A 17,297-nucleotide genomic window follows, 5' to 3' on the forward strand; every position below is an offset into this window, starting at 1 on the left:
ACTTTACTTCACTTTCAATAAAGTGGACTGAAACATCTTTTAGTTATCCTTACTATATCCCCCTTCTTTACGCTAAATCTAAATATCAAAGCTATTTTTATTACAATTTGTTTAATAGTAAATCTACTAAACAAATATTGAGAAATATAAAACCCCATTTCTAAATATTGTTATTTTTGATAACATGATTTATAAGAATATTCAAAAAGTGAGGGGATTTCATGAACGTTCAACTACAAGGTAATGAACAAGTTACAAAACTATTTAACGATTGGTATAGAGCAATATTACAACATCAAACAGTCCAAGCAACGAAACTAAAAAATGATATTGAGGATAAAATCTCTAGTTCTGAAAAAGACAATAATTTACTGTTTTATTATTCACTTTTTAATTTTAGATATAACGTTTTAACGGATGGTTTAGATATCACTAAAGATGCTTTTAATACAATTGACTCTTTCCAAATACCAGAAAATAATTTTCTAACTTATTATTATCACTTCTTTAAAGCCATTCATAACACAATTCTTGCAGATTATAATGAAGCTAAAAATCACTTTGAGCAAGCAGAAAAACTTTTAAAATATGTACCTGAAGAATTAGAATCTGCTGAGTTCAATTATCGTATCGCCTCTTTTTATTACCAAATATACAAACCATTACTAGCTATTAACTACATACAGCAAGCAAAAAAATTATTTTCTAAACACACTGGGTATGAAGTTAACTTAGCTGCATGTGATAATGTTTTTGGACTATCTTGTCTAGATTTAAGACAATTTGAACAAGCTGAAGAAAGTTTTAACTCTGCTATCGATATTCTTAAAAAGAAAGGCGAACAATCTTTACTTTTACGTACAAGAAATAATATTGGCCTACTGTACGCAAATCAAAACCTTTCTTCTTTAGCAATTCGCCATCTATCAGAAGTAACTGAAAATATGCCAAATCACTTTAAAGCCCTTTATTTACAAGCAGACGAATACTTGAAATTAGGTGAGAAAAAATCGGCAGCTCAGTTAATTGAAAAAGGTTTATCTATCTGTAACAAATTAGAAATTAAAGAATATCAATATCGATTTAAAATCTTAGATGAGCTTTGTAAAGAATCAAATACAATTGAACTAGAAAAAGTAGTTTTAGCAGGAATTTCTTATTTTGAAACAGAAGAGTTATGGGAGTGCATTGAAGAGTATACAGAACGACTAGCGAATATATTTTATGCAGAAGAAAATCATTTCAAAGCAAGTAAATATTTTAATTTAAGCAATCAAGCACGAAAAAAATCATTAGCTAAAGGGGCGTTAAAATAATGAAAAAAATTGGTTTAACACTATCAGCAGTAGCATTGACATTAGTTTTAAGTTTTGGATTCAGTCACAATTTAAAAGATACAACATTAAACAAAGGTGACACATGGTCTCCAGCATACGAGTTTAAACAAGCATAAAAAAGTCGTGCTACTATTAGCACGACTTTTTTATTTATATAAATTAAATGTAACGAACACTTATCCTATATATAATCGTTAATCCTCATCATTATTGAACCACTCTTTCATCATCCTCGCAATGCCCTTACTCCCCTCACTACCAACTTTCTCAAGTTTCTCCACAACTAATTTCCGTCTCTCCACAGAATGATTTTGACTTAACTTCGCTTTTCCTTCTATTTTACTAATCTTAATTTTAAAACCAACTATCCCCTTACTTAATCCCGCCATATAATTCGGATCTACATCATCAAGTGAGTAGGTGCTCTGTGGATCTTCATATGTATGTACTAAATCTTGAAGAGAATCTATTAATTCCTGTTCATCTTCAACAATTTCTAATTCACCGTATACATGTACTGCAACATAATTCCATGTTGGTACTGCGTTATTTGTTTCATACCATGACGGAGAGATGTAACTGTGTGGCCCTTGGAATATAGCTAGTACTTGTTGATTCCCACTATCTTTCCACTGTTCATTCGGACGTGCGAAATGGCCATGTAAAGTAAGAGTCTCCCTATTTAATAACAACGGTAAATGCGTTGCATATGGTTCTCCATTATGTTGAGAAAATAACGTAGCAAAGCTATTTTGTTCAATTATTTCGTACTTCATCTCTTCATCTTGTATTGCGAAATATTTTGGTATGTACATAAGCTTCCTCTTTTCCGATCTTTTCTTTTTATTCCCTATTATATTTAGTAATCGCATCAATCAAAAGGGCCAGTTTGTCATTATTTTATAGTGACAGCGTTCAATTTAAAAAGAATAGGTCGCATGTACTTAATGCGACCTTAGTTTATTTCCCCCAATATATTTGTAATAAATGCCGTTTTACCTTCGCTATAACTAGCTCGATTTTTCGACTCTCTTGCTAACTTTTCCTTTAAACGGCCATATTCAACAGCAATATCGTCATGTGCACGAAGATAATCCCGAAACGCTACATGTCTCCTCAGCTCTTCACTATTTTTATCACACACATATAGATGCTGTTCCATCCAAACTACATTTTCCTCGCTCCACGGAACGAAAGCATCCTTTCTTCCAAACGCCTCTCTCCCTTCGTAGCTCCATTCTGCTTGATGATAGTACCCTACCGTTTCAAGCTTTTTTACTACTTCAGGAAAATTTTCGTAATCCTCTATTACTATATCAATGTCTAATATTGGTTTTGATGCAAGTCCTTTAACAGATGTACTCCCAACATGTTCAATGGACAAAATGCTGCCTGCCACCACATTGTTAATCAGAGTTTGTAATTTACAAAATTCACTTTCCCATTTGACGTTATATTTTTCAATAGTAATTCTCTGTTTCAATGTAGCCCTCTCCTCAACACATACCTAAAATAATTTATAACCTCTGAATGTGAGTATCTTTAAAATCCGTCTCATATTTCAACCCATACCCAAACATTCGATCCATTCCAATATGTGCTGTCCATATTAGGCCCACCATTAAAATCGTATCCATCTTTAAATAGACCCCTATTAAAACAAGTATTATTGATATAATATATGTGTGAAATAGATTATAAATTTGCGCACCGACACGATTATTTATCGTGTATGCTACCATCGCTAAATCAGGTGCAAAAAGTAATACGATAAATAATAACCAACTGAATCCACATAATGAATATATATAAATCGCAACTAATAAGACAATCAATCCTTCAAAGTGTATAATTCGTTTCTCCAAACTTCATCATTCCTTATCTGTTAGCTTGAAAATTTTATTCGGATTCAAAATATTTTGCGGATCAAGAGCTTTCTTTATTTTCTCCATTACGAATAATGCCGCCCCATGTTCTTCTTCTTGATACTTTCGTTTTCCGATTCCAACTCCATGTTCTCCAGTACACGTTCCACCTCGTTTAAGAGCATACAGTACGATACTTTCGTTTATTTCGTCAGCTTTTTTCACTTCATCTTTATCGTTCGGATCAACCATTAAGAGCACGTGAAAATTCCCGTCTCCTACATGACCAAGAATACCACCAACAAGACCAACTTTATCTAAAGTCTCTTTTGCATGATGGATCGCGCCAGCTAATTCCGAAATCGGCACACATACATCCGTACTCATTAGCTTTTTACCTGGGTAACTATGCACATAAGAATAAGCTAAGTTATGTCTGGCATCCCATAATTTATTCCTCGCCGCAGTTTCAGTTTCAAAAGCAACCTCTCTACATTTATGATCAAAAACAATTTCTTTCGTAAATTCAATATCTTGCTTTAACCCTGCTTCATTACCGTGAAACTCTAAAAATAATGTAGGCTCTTCTCTGTAACTTGTTTCATTGTAATGATTTACTTGTTTCATAGATAATTCATCTACAAGTTCAATTCTCGCAATTGGAATACCCGCTTGCAAAATATGTATAACCGCCTCTACTGCATCATTTACAGTTGGAAACGACGCTCTCGCTGCCATAATATGTTCTGGTATGCCGTATACTTTTAAAGTTAACTCTGTAAAGCATCCAAGCGTACCTTCTGATCCTACGAAAATACCATTCAAATGATAACCTGATGATGACTTCGCCGCTAAATTCCCTGTATGTATTACTCCTCCATCAGCGAGAACGACTTCTAAATCTCGAACTTGATCACGCATTACACCATACTTTACCGCCGTCGTTCCGCTTGCATTTGTAGCAGCCATTCCCCCTAACGTCGCATCGGCTCCAGGATCTACACTAAAAAATAATCCATACTTTTTCAATTCTTTATTAAGCTGAGAGCGAGTCACTCCTGGCTGTACTCTCACTAGAAAATCTTTCTCTCTTATCTCGAGTATTTTATTCATAAGTGAAAAGTCCATTGTAATTCCTTTTTCATATGGAATAACATGTCCTTCTAAACTGGACCCTACCCCAAAAGGAACGACAGGTTTTTTATGCTCACTCGCTACTTTCATTATTTTACTAACCTCTTCTGTCGTTTTCGGAAAAACAACTACATCAGGTAAACTACTAGCATGGTAAGATTCATCTTTACTATGTAACTCTCTTACTGTCGTATTCACAACTACTCGATCTTCGGGAAGTACACTCTTTAATTCATTCACTAAACGCTCTACTGTTATTTCCATCGTACACTCTCCTACTTTCTATAAATTAGAATTACAAAATATGTTAAGTGTTTTATACATAATAATCCGAAAAATTAAATAATTCAAGTTTTACATATATGAAAATCATTTCTTGCTGTCGAATAAACAAAAAAAACTTGCAATACATATTGCAAGTTCTTTTCTAGAAAACTATATTTTAAACGACTTCTTTATTAACAACATAAACCAAATTAAAGTAACTGCCATCAACGAATGAGAGAAACCTACAATATAAGTTAACCCTTTAAAGTCCGCTCCATTTAGTTGAAGAAGCCCTCTCGCAGCTAACGAACCTAACATTAAAGTTAATGCGATATTATGTAAAATAAACCAGTTATTAAATCCTTTCACTTCATGAAATGCGAATACTTTTGCTAATCCTAAAGCAATTAAAAAGAAGAAGAAGCCAAGTACTAACGTATGCGTATGCAAAAGATTTAATAGTGTAGATCCTAGAATCCCTTTAAACTTACTATACTCTCTAGCAAAAATTCCTGACAATAAACCAATAATCAAATAAGTAAACGATGCATTATATAATTTCTTCATTATGTACCTCCTTAAGTAGAATGTGTAGTGTGTCATATTTAGTAATAATGATAGTTATATAGTAAAAACTCCTAGTCACCTAGGAGTCATTGTATAAGCATCTCACTCTTTACAATTAATCCTAATTATAAAATATCCCTTTATATAAAACAAACGAACTTTGTGTGAACAAGTAGTGCATAATTAAAATATGTTGCACTTTTGTATTTCTCAATCCATACTAATTGTTATAACTTTTAAAGGTGGTGCAATAGATTGATAGTTTTAGAAACTGAACGTCTCAATCTTCGTTGGTTCGATATACAAGATGCTCCGTTTATTCTCGAATTAGTAAACGACCCTGCATGGATTCAGTTTATTGGTGATAAAGGAGTTAGAAACTTAGAAGACGCAAAAAAATACATCTTAAACGGACCCGTCGATATGTATAATAAAATGGGCTTTGGTCTTTACTTAGTAGAACGAAAAGACGATTTCACTCCACTTGGTATGTGCGGTCTTATTAAAAGAGATTCATTAGAAGATGTCGATATCGGCTTTGCCTTTTTAGAAAAATTCCGTTCAAAAGGATATGGCTACGAGTCAGCTTCTGCGGTAATCGAATACGGTGTACAGAAGCTAGGAATGAAACGTATTGTAGCAATTACTTCTACAGATAATGTTACTTCAGGTAAGCTTTTAGAAAAAGTAGGATTGCGATTCGAAAAAATAATTTCAGACTCAGGAGAAGAACTAAAGTTATTTGGGTATAACGCATAATAAAAAAGGGCGCCATTCACGGCCATAGCCATCCACTTAAGAAAATCAATAAAATAATAAAATTAAAACACCCTTTCATGCAGTACTGAAGTGAACCCGAATAGCGGTACATGAAAAAAACACCTCCTGAATTCGCATAATAAGTATGCAAATTCAACGGAGGTGTTTTTCATTTGAAAGAAAGAGTACATTACCCAGAAGAAGTAAAGTGAAAATTGATTGAGATGAAAAAAGATGGTTATTCAAATCATCGTATATCTTTGTTGTTTTGCAGCATTTTCACGTACAATGAAACTTGCTTAGTAAAACACCCTTGTTGACGTCCATCAAGTTCTTCATAATTCCCTCTTCTTTCTACATTCATTGTCTGTCATATGCCTGTGTGCACTGAATATTAAATTTGCTTATTTACGATAAGGCGAAACATCTCAAATAGCAAGAAATTCAAGAAGATCCACATCCCTCCATATACATATCCACCTACGATATCGCTTGGAAGTATATGAGAAAACGCAATGTTTGCAATTGCTATACCTAGCAAAAGCACGATACCCAGAAGAGGGAGACCTAATTGTATATACTTATTCTTCAGGTGACGTACCATTAGAAATAAGCAGGTGCCAAACACAATAATGGTAATTGTTGCTTTTTCATCTGGAAAAGCAGAAGAACGTGTTGCCGCATCTTTTCCAATAAAACGAAAATAAGACAGTGTGTGTAAGACTGCATTATGGTATATATGTGCTCCAAGTATGGAAACGATAAGTAAGAGACCTTCAAGCCATCTATCCCTTCCTTTTCTCCAAATGGCTAAAATCGTAATAATAATGAGAACACTAAATGCGATAGGTGACTGCAACGATAGAAATCCTTTGATACTACTTGTCCATCCTGTTTGAAGTACAGAATGAACAATATAAGTAGTAACCTCGTTAAACTGAGTAAACTCATTATATAAATAATCCAGTGCCATTCCCAACATTAAGGTTATTATTCCTAATAAGACCAGTGTAAGACTGATAAGAAACACTTCTGTTGCTCTGATTGTTCGAAAATAGGAAATGAGCCAATTAAGCAGTCGTACGAAAAAGTTTTTGATTTGTTTTTTGTAAAATTTATAAACTATTAACCCCCCTATAACGATAGCGAGTACAAAAACAATGTAGATAAGATATTGTCCGGCCAATTTATGAAAATCGTGCCAGCGTGGTCCTAATATTTTCCCTAGCGTAATAAAGCTAATTGCCCATAAGCTTGCCCCTATATATGCTGGAATAAAAAAGGTTCGATAAGGCATTCTTGAAATACCAGATACGTATCCTGTGAAGTGCCGAACCCCAGTAATGAAATAAGCAACTACCAACAATTTACTTCCTGATCGTTCCATCCAGGCGGCTACTTTTTCGTAGTTCTTTGGTCCAAGATGAATATACCGGCCATACTTTTCAATCAGTTTATAGCCTCCTAACCTGCCAATCCAGTATGTAACTGTAATTCCGACTCCTCCAGCAGCAATAGCTGTTAGAATAGCCAAGGTGTAATCCATTTTTCCTTGAAACACAAAATATCCGGCAAAACTCATAAAAAATTCAGCCGAAATCGGAATCGCAAGCAGTTCAATCAAAATAACAATGAATAAAATACTATAGCTGTGTTGCTCAAATAATGAAATTAAATGTTCCATGTCGTTCCTCCGAGCCTCATTCTTTTTTTGTTTTTATTTCATTTATCCCACTATTTGCGGGCAGTAATACTCCCGCCTCAAAATTCGGTGAAAGTAAAGTAGTTAAGTTGCAGTATTGCCGCCCGTTAATGCGAGATAAAATCAACATGTAAGTTCACGAACACTCCACTCTTTTTTCATTATATATATAAATAAAACAAAACTTATCAAACACATCCATTTATCGATATAACAGCAATTTATTAAAATATACTTAATATACCGAACTTTTTATGTTAATATTTTAAATATTATAATAAATTAAAAAACAAAATGTAGATTTCATAAAATGAAGTTGAGAAAGCTAGAAAACAATTTCGTTTCATACCCCAATTTTGTGAAATAATACGTCAATTAAAGGAGCCTACAAACAATGAACGTCTCTTTGCTTACACCTACTAACGATTTACAAGAAGAATACTTAGATTTTTATAACGAATGGAAAGATAGTGGTGAAACGATGATTCCGTGGGTTATTTCAAAAGACCCGTCTAACTTTCCATCTATGATACAAGAATTACTGGATGCACATAATGGAATAAATATTCCTGAAACGTGGGTGCCAGATTCTACGTATTGGCTTGTTACAGACACTAATAGAATTGTAGGCGCTGTTAATATACGTCATAGTTTAACTAAGCATCTATTTAACGCCGGGGGCCATATTGGTTATGGCATTCGCCCTTCTGAAAGAAGAAAAGGTTATGCTACAAAGTTACTAGCGTTATCATTAGAAAAAACGAAGGAATTAAACATCACGAAAGCACTTGTCGTTTGCGACGAAGTGAATACCGCTTCAGAAAAAACAATTTTACATAACGGTGGTCTCCGTGATGAAGATTTCACTGAAGAAGATGGTAATGTTGTAAGAAGGTTCTGGATTGAGCTATGAATAATCAAAAAGAATCCAGAAAGTGATTACACACTTTCTGGACTCTTTTATACTGTTTCTATTTCAAACTGTACTGTAATACCACTTGGATCTACTACTGTAAATCCATCTGCAGTCCCGTTTATTTCATGCTGTTTTTCTATTAATCTTTCTTTCACTTCATCTAACGCTTCTTTATGTGGTAATACAATCGTAAATACTTTAAGTCCTGTTGCATGTGCTGGTGGGTGCGGATTATTGATTCCGTTCCACGTATTTGCACCGATATGGTGATGATAGCCTCCTGCAGAAATGAATAAGCAATCCTCTTCACGTTGTTGTACTTCAAATCCTACTGTATTTACATAAAACTCATGCGACTTCTCTACATCCGCTATTCGTAAATGTACGTGCCCAACAACAGTCTTCGCCGGTAAACCATCAAACTCATAATCAACGAGCGTCGCTAGTTCTTTTAAATCAAGTGGCGTACTCCCTCCTGACCCTTCTCCCCATTGATCGCGCGGACGGTCTGCATATATTTCGATACCATTACCCTCTAAATCTTGTAAATAAAATGCTTCGCTATACGTATGATCACTTGCACTATTAAACCTTGAAATTGGTAAAATCTCATTTGAATATGTATAACGTCCTTCTTGCTCAGCCGGACTATCAATTACGTTCTTATTACGAATAACACCAAATAGCGCCGAAGCAAAAGCTTCACGAGTTGGGACTAAAAAAGCAACATGATATATACCTGTTGTACGTGGTTCTTGCAGTACCCCATTCTCTAACTTTTCAAGAACAAGTAACGTATTATTACCACCTTTTCCAGCTAAATATGCTTTATTCCCCTCTTGCTTAATTATCTCTAATCCTACAACCTTCTCATAAAAAGCAATTTGACGCTCTAAATCTTTCACTTTAAATTCCACATGACCAATGCGTGTTTTCGGATGAATTTGTACCATGAATAACTCCTCCCCTTAGTCCCTTTATATTTTCCAATAAATAATAGCCGTTACTATGAAGGATACAGATAAAATCATCCTATGTAAATAAGGAAAGTCAGAATTATAAATCATTTTATTTTCATAATAAAAAAGTCACCTCTTCTAACTTTCAGAAAGGTGACTTTACAAAAAACAGCCTGTTATAACTCTTATCTCATTTTATGTACTTCAGCAACTAACTTTCCACCCTGAATGCCCATATAAAGCTTTACAGGTGCGTCATTCGTATTTTCGAATACTAAGTCTAAATATGGATATGCAATTGTCGCATCTCTTCCTTGTGGAACATAACCTACTGTTTTAGAATGTGTCGTTCTCTCTACCATTTTCAAACCAGCTTGATCTGCTGCATTGTATAGTGTTGAAGATGTTTGACAAACACCACCGCCATATCCATCTACTAATTTACCATCTACTATTTCTTTTCCTAATTGATATCCTTTGTCTGGTGTTGTATCACCAATTAATGCATTAAAAGAGAAACGGTCTCCTTTTGCTAATACAACTCCGTTTATGCTGGCTGCAGACAAACGAATATTTTCAATTCGGCCACCTGTTGAGCCGCCTAAATTCGTTTCATATCTACCAATTACCGTACCACTTCCTTGTGCATCACTTAATGTTGCAGTAGGCTTTTTCTCTACAATAGGTAACTGATATGAAGCATCCCACATACCAACGTTCAACAATTTGTCTACTAATTCTTTTTCCATTAATTCATACGAAGGTTTTCCTTCTTGCCAACTTCCATCAGGAGCTATACGTGAAGGGACCATCTTTTTGTCAACGCTTTTCCCAACTTCGCTTGCAACCTTCGTTACCGACTTTTTAAATTTCGCTTCATCTTCAAAATAACCTAAACTCGATAAATCTAGCTTTTTCACTTCAGTACCAGTACGACCATCAACTAAACTAATAGTATCCTGCACTTCTGCCTTAGCTTCTACAGTGTGTCCGCCAATATCACTTACTAGTGCAACATCACTTACTTTCGTACCACAACCACTTACTACAGCTACACATAACACCCCAACTAATATACCCTTTATTTTACGGAACAATATACTCTCCCCTTTTTTCTAACATCATTCTTATGTATTGTTTCATTTGTATGTATGTTTTGTTACAATCATTTTACAATATATTTATAAATTGTTACAAGTTATTTTTCACTTTATTTAAGTTACTCTTTTCTTTTATAAATGTCCATACATATTTATATAAATTTTTGAGTTTAATAACATTGTAACTTTTATGTAAACTATCTCCATCCAGTATATACCATTAATTAAGTGAAATACAAATTAAAAACACTATTGTTTTACCTCTGTATTCAACTACATAAGTCTGTAACTATTATACTACTTCAACATTTTTAGCCATTCCCCATAAGTACATACCCCTTACCTTTCTGTATATATGGGTATTTGCCGTGCCGCCGCTCCGCTTTTGCACATACATTATGGTGAATTCAACCTACTTTAAAGAAATGGAGGATGTTTTTATGTATCCCTACAATCCATACGATCCATATAATCAATATGCGTACCAACAACCACAATATGACTTACAAGCACAATATCAACCTTATATAGATCAATCAGAGCAAGCTAATCCATATGAACAAAATCGACAATTTCAAATTCCAATCTCTTTTCCTGGCACTGGAAACCGTCAACTAGAACGACGAGTAAATGAACTTGAACAAAGAGTACGTCAACTAGAAAACACAGTTGAACGTCATACCCGTAGATTAAACCGCCTAAATCAGCGTTTACGTACAGTAGAAAACAGATTGAACATTCCATTTTCAGCACTAGAAGACGGCTTTTAAATTCAAAAATAAAAAATTTATATAAGGAAGGGACTCCCCCTTCCTTATATAAATTGACTAAAGTTTTTTCCATCTCTATACTGATAAGAGTTAACGAAATGAAACAAGGTGATAAATATGGATTTCGAAATAAATTTTCTTTCCTTTTATGTAGTACAAGTAGAAGGAAAAGGTGAAGCAGTTGATAAACGCTATAAACATTTTCAAACTTTAGATGCTGAAGAATATGAAGATAGCTCTTTAAAAGAATTTTTGAATGGTGAATTATTAAAAATATCAAAGCGAAAAGTAGAACGTCACGCGAAAACAGAACAAGCCCCAACAAAGATCGGTCGCTTTATTGTAGAAGAAGGGCACGAACTCGATTCAAACCCTCATTACAACCTTTTTAACCGTATTCGCTTTGCAGAAACAAAAGAAAACTTCAAAGATATGAGCGAACCTCTCGTTTATACATATCTTGACACAAGCGCTGTACGTGGTGGTGTATTTTTAATTGCTCAAGCAAAATTACGCAAATACTTTGATGACCCATTCGTATTCGTCATGAAATGTGACTTCGAACCGAAAGTCGCTTCTATTTCAGACGAATCAACACTTATTCGTAACGTTGAAATGGCCATCACAACAAAAAATATGAAATCTATCCAATATCCATACATGCCTGAAGAAGGTATGGTTGAAGTAGGCGAACTAAAAATACACCAAGCATCACACGCCCGCTACTTTGAAGACTTCTTAAAATTCGTCGAGTACGAACGCTCTATGCCTGAAATTATGAAAACACAAGTAATGGACATGGTATATGACCAAATTGAAGATGTATTTGAAGAGGGTACGGAAGAACGTGAACAATTCGACCAAGCGATGGAAGTATGGGCTGCTAGTCCGAAACGCGAAATTATGGAACAGTTTTCAACCGAAGAAGTAATGGAAGCTACCGCTCAAATCGTCGAGCACGCTCCTGAAGTGGAATTAAAGTTAAAAGCAGACCATATCTCTGTGAAGGCTCTGCTTGCTGATTTTGGAGATCAAATACATATCGCGAAAGTAAATGACCGCTATGTACTTATGATTGAAGCTGATACGCTTACATTCGAGAAAGGGTTCTCTCCTATCGAGTTTCTGAAGCCGGATGAATTGCAAGATGTGATTGAGCGGATTGAGAATAAGGCTACAAACCCTTACGCATAAAGGTTTTATCGATATGAGAGTGATCTATTGGTGACTTTAGAAGTCACTAATAGTGACCGCTATGACGACCTATAAAAATATGAATAGACGTATAAAAATACCATCATTAAACGAATATGAACGAAATCCTTTAGTTAACATGAGCGCTTATTATTAGGCGCTCTTTTTATTTCTGTCACTAACGGTTACTTTTTCTAGATTCCCTTAAAATATACGGATATTGAAGCGCTATAATTCCTGTTATTTTATATCCCTATCCCTGACCAACCACTTCCTTAATAAAATCCCCTCCAAGTAAAAGTGTAACATCCATGTTTATTCATGCTCTTTTTACACTGTCTACCTTAAGGGGATAATATCATATTCATATTTTAAATGTCGGAGTCCTTTTTTTGATAGTACGATTTAATACTTTCAAAAATCCAAAGAATTTGCAGTGCCCTCCTTTTCATGCGGGGCTGTGACTGTAAAGTCATAATTGTTTCCTTTAAAATACCCCATGTATCATTCTCCTCACCTCATTTTTCTACAGTTTAGTTTCATTCGAAAAAACTTTACAACAAAACCCTCGATGATATTCACCTTAAAACGTTCATTATTTTCTTCCCTGTAACTGGACCAACACCCATCTCTTTTCTCCAACTGCTTGTCGATGTATTTCTTCATAGTGAAATATTTTATGTAAATCTTCCAAAAACGGATAGTGATCAAAATCATCTATTAATAGTAGTGCATCTGATTTTAAAAAGTTACAAAAAAGAGGATAAGCGAGGGAACGCCCATTTCCATGTGGACCATCTAAAATCATGATGTCAAAGGATTGTTGTTCCAAAGCTAGCTGATCTACCTCAGCGTAAAAAGCGTTGTGAATACCGAAAAAGTTGTATTGGTTTTGAGGAACTGATTTTCCATAAGATTCCCAATCCAGATGAGCTGATTGAGGATGTGAGAAGATTTTTTCCCATTCCTCATCAGTAATTTGCTTTAGTGTTTGTGAATACACCGTAATGTTTTCTAGATCTTCTACACGTGTTGATAATTGTGTTGCCCAATCTTTGTCATGTTCTAATGTTGTAACCTTGATCTTTAATAATCCTGAAGAGGAAAGATACTTCCAGAATAAAGTAGATTGGCCACCACCAAGTTCCAGAATATGATAAACTTTTTCTTGATCTTCCAATCTCAAGCATAGATGAATGAGTGAATTTCTGCTTAACGCCATTCCTTCATATCCCCAGCCGTTTTGTTCAGATTCCGTTAGAATTTCTTCTATATTTTTCCTTAGCATCGTAGTTCCTCCAATTTTAGATTCTATAATGAAAAAAGTATTCAAAATAAATATTATGAATTTTGTTTACAGAAAATAACTTTTTTGATTTGGAACATAAAATCAAAAGTCATGAGTCCACGAAAGAAATACAATAAGAAGCGGAGGATGCTCTTATTAAGCTAAGAGCAGAATTCTTAGATAACGAAATCGTAAACCTTTCACAGATGACTTACAGCGCGTACATGGACGAATGGGTTAAAGAGCGGAAGATTCATTTACAGAAATCAACGTTCGAATGAGAAAAAGTATTACCAACGAAACTATAACGATCATGACTTAGTAGTATGTGTACGTAAAGAGTTTTATCATCTAACGGAAAAACTTGGACTACCAAAGATACGCTGTATATTAAATCATTTATATAAGCCCACTATATCAATTACGAATCTATTCAATATCCATACATGCCTGAAGAAGGTATCATGAAAATAGGCGAACTAAAAATACACCAAGCATCACATGCCCGCTACTTTGAAGACTTCTTAAAATTCGTTGAGTACGAACGCTCTATGCCTGAAATTATGAAAACGCAAGTAATGTACATGGTATATGACCAAATTGAAGATGTATTTGAAGAAGGTACGGAAGAACGCGAAATTATGGAACAGTTTTCAACCGAAGAAGTAACGGAAGCGACTGCTCAAATCGTCGAGCACGCTCCTGAAGTGGAATTAAAGCTAAAAGCAGATCATATCTCTGTGAAGGCTCTGCTTGCTGATTTCGGGGATCAAATATATATTGCAAAGGTAAACAATCGATATGTACTTATAATCAAAGTAGATACGCTAACATTTGAGAAAGGATTCTCTCCTATTTAATTCTTAAAGCCAGATGAATTGCAAGATGTGATTGAACAGACTGAGAATAAGCAGCAATTTTCGTATGATCCGAATGGGATTGAATAGAACCACGAATTAACTCCATTAAAAAGTAAATACTAAAAACTCCTATATCTATACATGGAATAGGAGTTTTTACGTTGCTCAATAATAAATTCTCCTCACAAAAAGAGGACTAACCTTAGCTACCTTAACACATTTACGTTATCTTTCCCTCTTCCTTCACCCTCTCCATCTCAGCCAAATACCTAATCTGTCTTTCCGCTTTTCTCACTGCCGTACGAAAATGTTTCTTCAGAAGTTCCACTGTATTTTCACTTATATAATATCTTTCCGTTATACTTTCCCACGTGTCACTACTTTCAAATGTGCTCCATACGAAAGGTCGTTCTGTATTTTTTCTCATTTCTTTAAATACCCATTTTCGCATCTTTTTTTTCGCTTTTTCTGTTAGTTTCCCGTCCTTTGCAAGTTCAAGCTCACCATGTCTTTTGTATCGCTTATAAATATCCCTCTCGCTATACACTTTAAGAAGTATATTTGCTGTATTCTCAGCATCTGCTAAAGCTCTGTGCTGTTTCCCTTCCCATGTTAAACCGAGCTGTTCTACTGCAAATTGTAAACTTGGTGTATGCTCAAATAATTCTTCATACGCTTGGAAAACAAATTTCTGCAAATCCATTCTACTTTCTTTTTCCATACATGGGCATGCTACATCATGTAACGTACAATCATGAGATAGAAAACGATAATCTTCTTTTCCCCATGAAACAAATATAGAATCTTCTCCGATGAACTGAATAAATTTCTCTATAATTTGAGGGAATTTTTCTACACCAATTAAATCTTTCTTTGTAATTCCAGTTAATTTTGTTGTATGGCGAGTTAATCGTGCACTTGGTTTCACTAACTCCGAAAATTCTTCAATTATCTTCATTGTACCTATTTCTATTTTTACAGCTCCGATATCAACTACCTCTGACGGATCTTCTGATTTATACGGTCTGAAATTCCTCTCAATATCGAACACAATGAAATGTGTAGCATTTTTCAATTTATTTACCTCTTTCTATATTCCTTTTCACACCAATACTCTATTTTCAGTATTTATTTATTCATGTACTTTATGCAAAAATAACCCGAATAAAAGAACGAAAATTCAGTCTTATTATTATATGTAGGTAGGAGGACACCAATAAAAATGCAAAAAAAAGAAGGGCGAGCCCTTCTTTTTTCAAAAATTACTTCTTGTTAACGTTAGTAGCTTGAGGTCCACGGTTACCTTGTTCTACTTCGAAAGTAACTTCTTGACCTTCTTCTAAAGTTTTGAAGCCTTCGCCTTGGATAGCTGAGAAATGAACGAATACGTCTTCTCCGCCTTCAACTTCGATGAAACCGAAACCTTTTTCTGAGTTAAACCATTTTACTTTACCGTTTTGCATGAAAAAAATCCTCCTACAATGTACCTATATGTACATATTCATTTTCAACCACCTTACAATAATAAGCCAGACATTAAAAAACTGCAACCTCTGAGGAGATTTAACATTGCTATCCTCCTCGGAAGTTACAGCTCATTTAAATCTCTATATTATTAAAAGTAAAATGGTTTAAATATAATATATCATATCAATATAATAAAAGCAAACTTTTTTTGCTATACAACTTTTTTCTTCCACTGCATCGCTTTTGATTCACCTGACCCAGCTACAACATAACCTTCTTTTTGATTAACGATGCGCCAACCATGCCCTTTAACCGAGTCACATACTGTAACAATTCCTTCAGCAAGGTGCACACGACAAATCGTACTAATTCCCGCCTTATTTTGCGTTGAAGTCGTATATAGTACATTTTGGTCTACACTTAAGTCTAAATAGCTACTCGCTTTCTGCTCGCTTTGACATGTGTGCCAATATGTTTTTTCGCTCTCAATACTTTCATCTATTTTACAAAAAGAAATATTTCCACTTATTCCTTTACACGATCCACTCGCCGCTACTAAATAAGAATTATATATAGTCAACGCAGAGATCATCTGATTCTTCACTATTTTAATCCGTTTTAATTTACGTGTCTCTAAATCAAAAAGCCAAACCCCACCATATTTAGCATGTATTTTCGTACCGATAAATAAGTAATGTTTATATAAAAATAACGAACGAATAGACGGTGCATCACTGCCATAATCAAGAAATGGATGAATGGTCTCCCATGTAGAACCAAAATTATTAGAATGATATAGTGTTTTATCTCCATGGGCAACCACTATTCCACTCTTATTACTACACACATTCCAGCTCGTTGCTTTCGTTGGGAAGCGCCGAACTTCCCATGCGTTTCCACCATTCATACTACGAATAAAAACTCCTTCGTCTCCTACTCCGTAAACTACGTTACCTTCACTATGTAAATCTCGAATTCGTTTTTGAAACCCATTTAAAATCTGTTTCCATTCTCCATCTTGTTCAATGAATAAGCCGTTATATGTAGTAGCTAACAACAGTTTTCCATCTCTTAACTTTGTAATAGCAGTTGCACTTAACATTGTCTCCACG

Annotated in this window: 18 protein-coding genes and 2 pseudogenes; 7 read left to right on the top strand and 13 right to left on the bottom strand. The window is 34.7% G+C overall.

Annotated elements, in window-relative coordinates:
* Nucleotides 1–221 precede the first annotated feature (221 nt).
* Together COE49_RS25825 and COE49_RS25830 are read left to right on the top strand one after the other, a co-directional pair.
* A complete protein-coding gene (locus COE49_RS25825) occupies nucleotides 222–1,316 on the top strand; it encodes a response regulator aspartate phosphatase (protein WP_088229826.1) in 1,095 nt (364 codons plus the stop codon).
* Nucleotides 1,316–1,453, top strand: a complete 138-nt coding sequence (locus COE49_RS25830; RefSeq protein WP_088229827.1) for a Phr family secreted Rap phosphatase inhibitor — start codon at nucleotides 1,316–1,318, stop codon at nucleotides 1,451–1,453. Before COE49_RS25825 ends, COE49_RS25830 begins: the two co-directional genes overlap by 1 nt.
* Before the next feature lie 78 nt (nucleotides 1,454–1,531).
* Here COE49_RS25830 and COE49_RS25835 read toward each other — a convergent pair whose 3' ends face one another.
* The 5 genes from COE49_RS25835 to COE49_RS25855 form a co-directional block, all read right to left on the bottom strand.
* Nucleotides 1,532–2,152 (bottom strand): FMN-binding negative transcriptional regulator, encoded by a 621-nt coding sequence (locus COE49_RS25835; protein WP_098357610.1) that lies wholly within the window; start codon nucleotides 2,150–2,152, stop codon nucleotides 1,532–1,534.
* Nucleotides 2,153–2,292: 140 nt separating this feature from the next.
* Entirely contained in the window at nucleotides 2,293–2,820 is a 528-nt protein-coding gene (locus COE49_RS25840) for a GrpB family protein (RefSeq protein WP_088229829.1), read from the bottom strand.
* A 34-nt stretch (nucleotides 2,821–2,854) separates the two neighbouring features.
* Entirely contained in the window at nucleotides 2,855–3,202 is a 348-nt protein-coding gene (locus tag COE49_RS25845) for a DUF4260 domain-containing protein (RefSeq protein WP_088229830.1), read from the bottom strand.
* A 6-nt stretch (nucleotides 3,203–3,208) separates the two neighbouring features.
* Nucleotides 3,209–4,600 (bottom strand): FAD-binding oxidoreductase, encoded by a 1,392-nt coding sequence (locus COE49_RS25850; RefSeq protein WP_088229831.1) that lies wholly within the window; start codon nucleotides 4,598–4,600, stop codon nucleotides 3,209–3,211.
* Nucleotides 4,601–4,771: 171 nt separating this feature from the next.
* Nucleotides 4,772–5,170: a DUF2871 family protein gene (locus COE49_RS25855; RefSeq protein WP_088229832.1), complete on the bottom strand. Its 399-nt coding sequence runs from the start codon at nucleotides 5,168–5,170 to the stop codon at nucleotides 4,772–4,774.
* A 255-nt stretch (nucleotides 5,171–5,425) separates the two neighbouring features.
* Between COE49_RS25855 and COE49_RS25860 the strand changes: the two genes are divergently transcribed.
* The gene (locus COE49_RS25860; protein ID WP_088229833.1) at nucleotides 5,426–5,929 is read left to right on the top strand and encodes a GNAT family N-acetyltransferase; all 504 of its coding nucleotides are present in this window, start codon (nucleotides 5,426–5,428) and stop codon (nucleotides 5,927–5,929) included.
* Nucleotides 5,930–6,176: 247 nt separating this feature from the next.
* Here COE49_RS25860 and COE49_RS28185 read toward each other — a convergent pair.
* Both COE49_RS28185 and COE49_RS25870 read right to left on the bottom strand, forming a co-directional pair.
* A pseudogene (locus tag COE49_RS28185) lies at nucleotides 6,177–6,269 on the bottom strand (XRE family transcriptional regulator); the annotation flags it as partial.
* A 54-nt stretch (nucleotides 6,270–6,323) separates the two neighbouring features.
* Nucleotides 6,324–7,613 carry a VTT domain-containing protein gene (locus COE49_RS25870; protein ID WP_088229834.1) on the bottom strand — a complete coding sequence of 430 codons (1,290 nt, stop codon included), beginning with the start codon at nucleotides 7,611–7,613 and terminating at the stop codon, nucleotides 6,324–6,326.
* A 412-nt stretch (nucleotides 7,614–8,025) separates the two neighbouring features.
* Between COE49_RS25870 and COE49_RS25875 the strand changes: the two genes are divergently transcribed.
* Nucleotides 8,026–8,544 (top strand): GNAT family N-acetyltransferase, encoded by a 519-nt coding sequence (locus tag COE49_RS25875; protein WP_088229835.1) that lies wholly within the window; start codon nucleotides 8,026–8,028, stop codon nucleotides 8,542–8,544.
* A gap of 47 nt (nucleotides 8,545–8,591) precedes the next feature.
* Here the strand turns inward: COE49_RS25875 and COE49_RS25880 are convergent, their stop codons facing one another.
* Both COE49_RS25880 and COE49_RS25885 read right to left on the bottom strand, forming a co-directional pair.
* Nucleotides 8,592–9,500, bottom strand: coding sequence for a VOC family protein (locus tag COE49_RS25880; RefSeq protein WP_088229836.1), 909 nt, complete (start codon nucleotides 9,498–9,500; stop codon nucleotides 8,592–8,594).
* 191 nt (nucleotides 9,501–9,691) lie between these two features.
* Nucleotides 9,692–10,603, bottom strand: coding sequence for a VanW family protein (locus tag COE49_RS25885; protein WP_088229837.1), 912 nt, complete (start codon nucleotides 10,601–10,603; stop codon nucleotides 9,692–9,694).
* A 443-nt stretch (nucleotides 10,604–11,046) separates the two neighbouring features.
* Between COE49_RS25885 and COE49_RS25890 the strand changes: the two genes are divergently transcribed.
* Both COE49_RS25890 and COE49_RS25895 read left to right on the top strand, forming a co-directional pair.
* On the top strand, nucleotides 11,047–11,376 hold the full coding sequence (locus COE49_RS25890) for a hypothetical protein (protein ID WP_088229838.1): 330 nt from the start codon (nucleotides 11,047–11,049) through the stop codon (nucleotides 11,374–11,376).
* A 117-nt stretch (nucleotides 11,377–11,493) separates the two neighbouring features.
* The gene (locus COE49_RS25895; protein WP_088229839.1) at nucleotides 11,494–12,570 is read left to right on the top strand and encodes a DUF3900 domain-containing protein; all 1,077 of its coding nucleotides are present in this window, start codon (nucleotides 11,494–11,496) and stop codon (nucleotides 12,568–12,570) included.
* A 595-nt stretch (nucleotides 12,571–13,165) separates the two neighbouring features.
* Here COE49_RS25895 and COE49_RS25900 read toward each other — a convergent pair.
* Nucleotides 13,166–13,858: a hypothetical protein gene (locus tag COE49_RS25900; RefSeq protein ID WP_088229840.1), complete on the bottom strand. Its 693-nt coding sequence runs from the start codon at nucleotides 13,856–13,858 to the stop codon at nucleotides 13,166–13,168.
* 419 nt (nucleotides 13,859–14,277) lie between these two features.
* On the opposite strand from COE49_RS25900, the pseudogene COE49_RS25910 reads away from it, so the two are divergent.
* A pseudogene (locus COE49_RS25910) lies at nucleotides 14,278–14,805 on the top strand (DUF3898 domain-containing protein); the annotation flags it as partial.
* 133 nt (nucleotides 14,806–14,938) lie between these two features.
* Here the strand turns inward: COE49_RS25910 and COE49_RS25915 are convergent.
* The 3 genes from COE49_RS25915 to COE49_RS25925 all read right to left on the bottom strand — a co-directional run bounded on the left by COE49_RS25915 (nucleotide 14,939) and on the right by COE49_RS25925 (nucleotide 17,296).
* Nucleotides 14,939–15,793, bottom strand: coding sequence for an exonuclease (locus COE49_RS25915; protein ID WP_098252701.1), 855 nt, complete (start codon nucleotides 15,791–15,793; stop codon nucleotides 14,939–14,941).
* 187 nt (nucleotides 15,794–15,980) lie between these two features.
* Nucleotides 15,981–16,181 (bottom strand): cold shock-like protein CspB, encoded by a 201-nt coding sequence (cspB, locus tag COE49_RS25920; RefSeq protein ID WP_001179150.1) that lies wholly within the window; start codon nucleotides 16,179–16,181, stop codon nucleotides 15,981–15,983.
* Nucleotides 16,182–16,396: 215 nt separating this feature from the next.
* On the bottom strand, nucleotides 16,397–17,296 hold the full coding sequence (locus COE49_RS25925) for a WD40/YVTN/BNR-like repeat-containing protein (protein WP_141555254.1): 900 nt from the start codon (nucleotides 17,294–17,296) through the stop codon (nucleotides 16,397–16,399).
* Nucleotide 17,297: the final 1 nt, after the last annotated feature.

The organism is Bacillus sp. AFS029637 (genome assembly GCF_002584985.1).
Lineage (GTDB): Bacteria > Bacillota > Bacilli > Bacillales > Bacillaceae_G > Bacillus_A.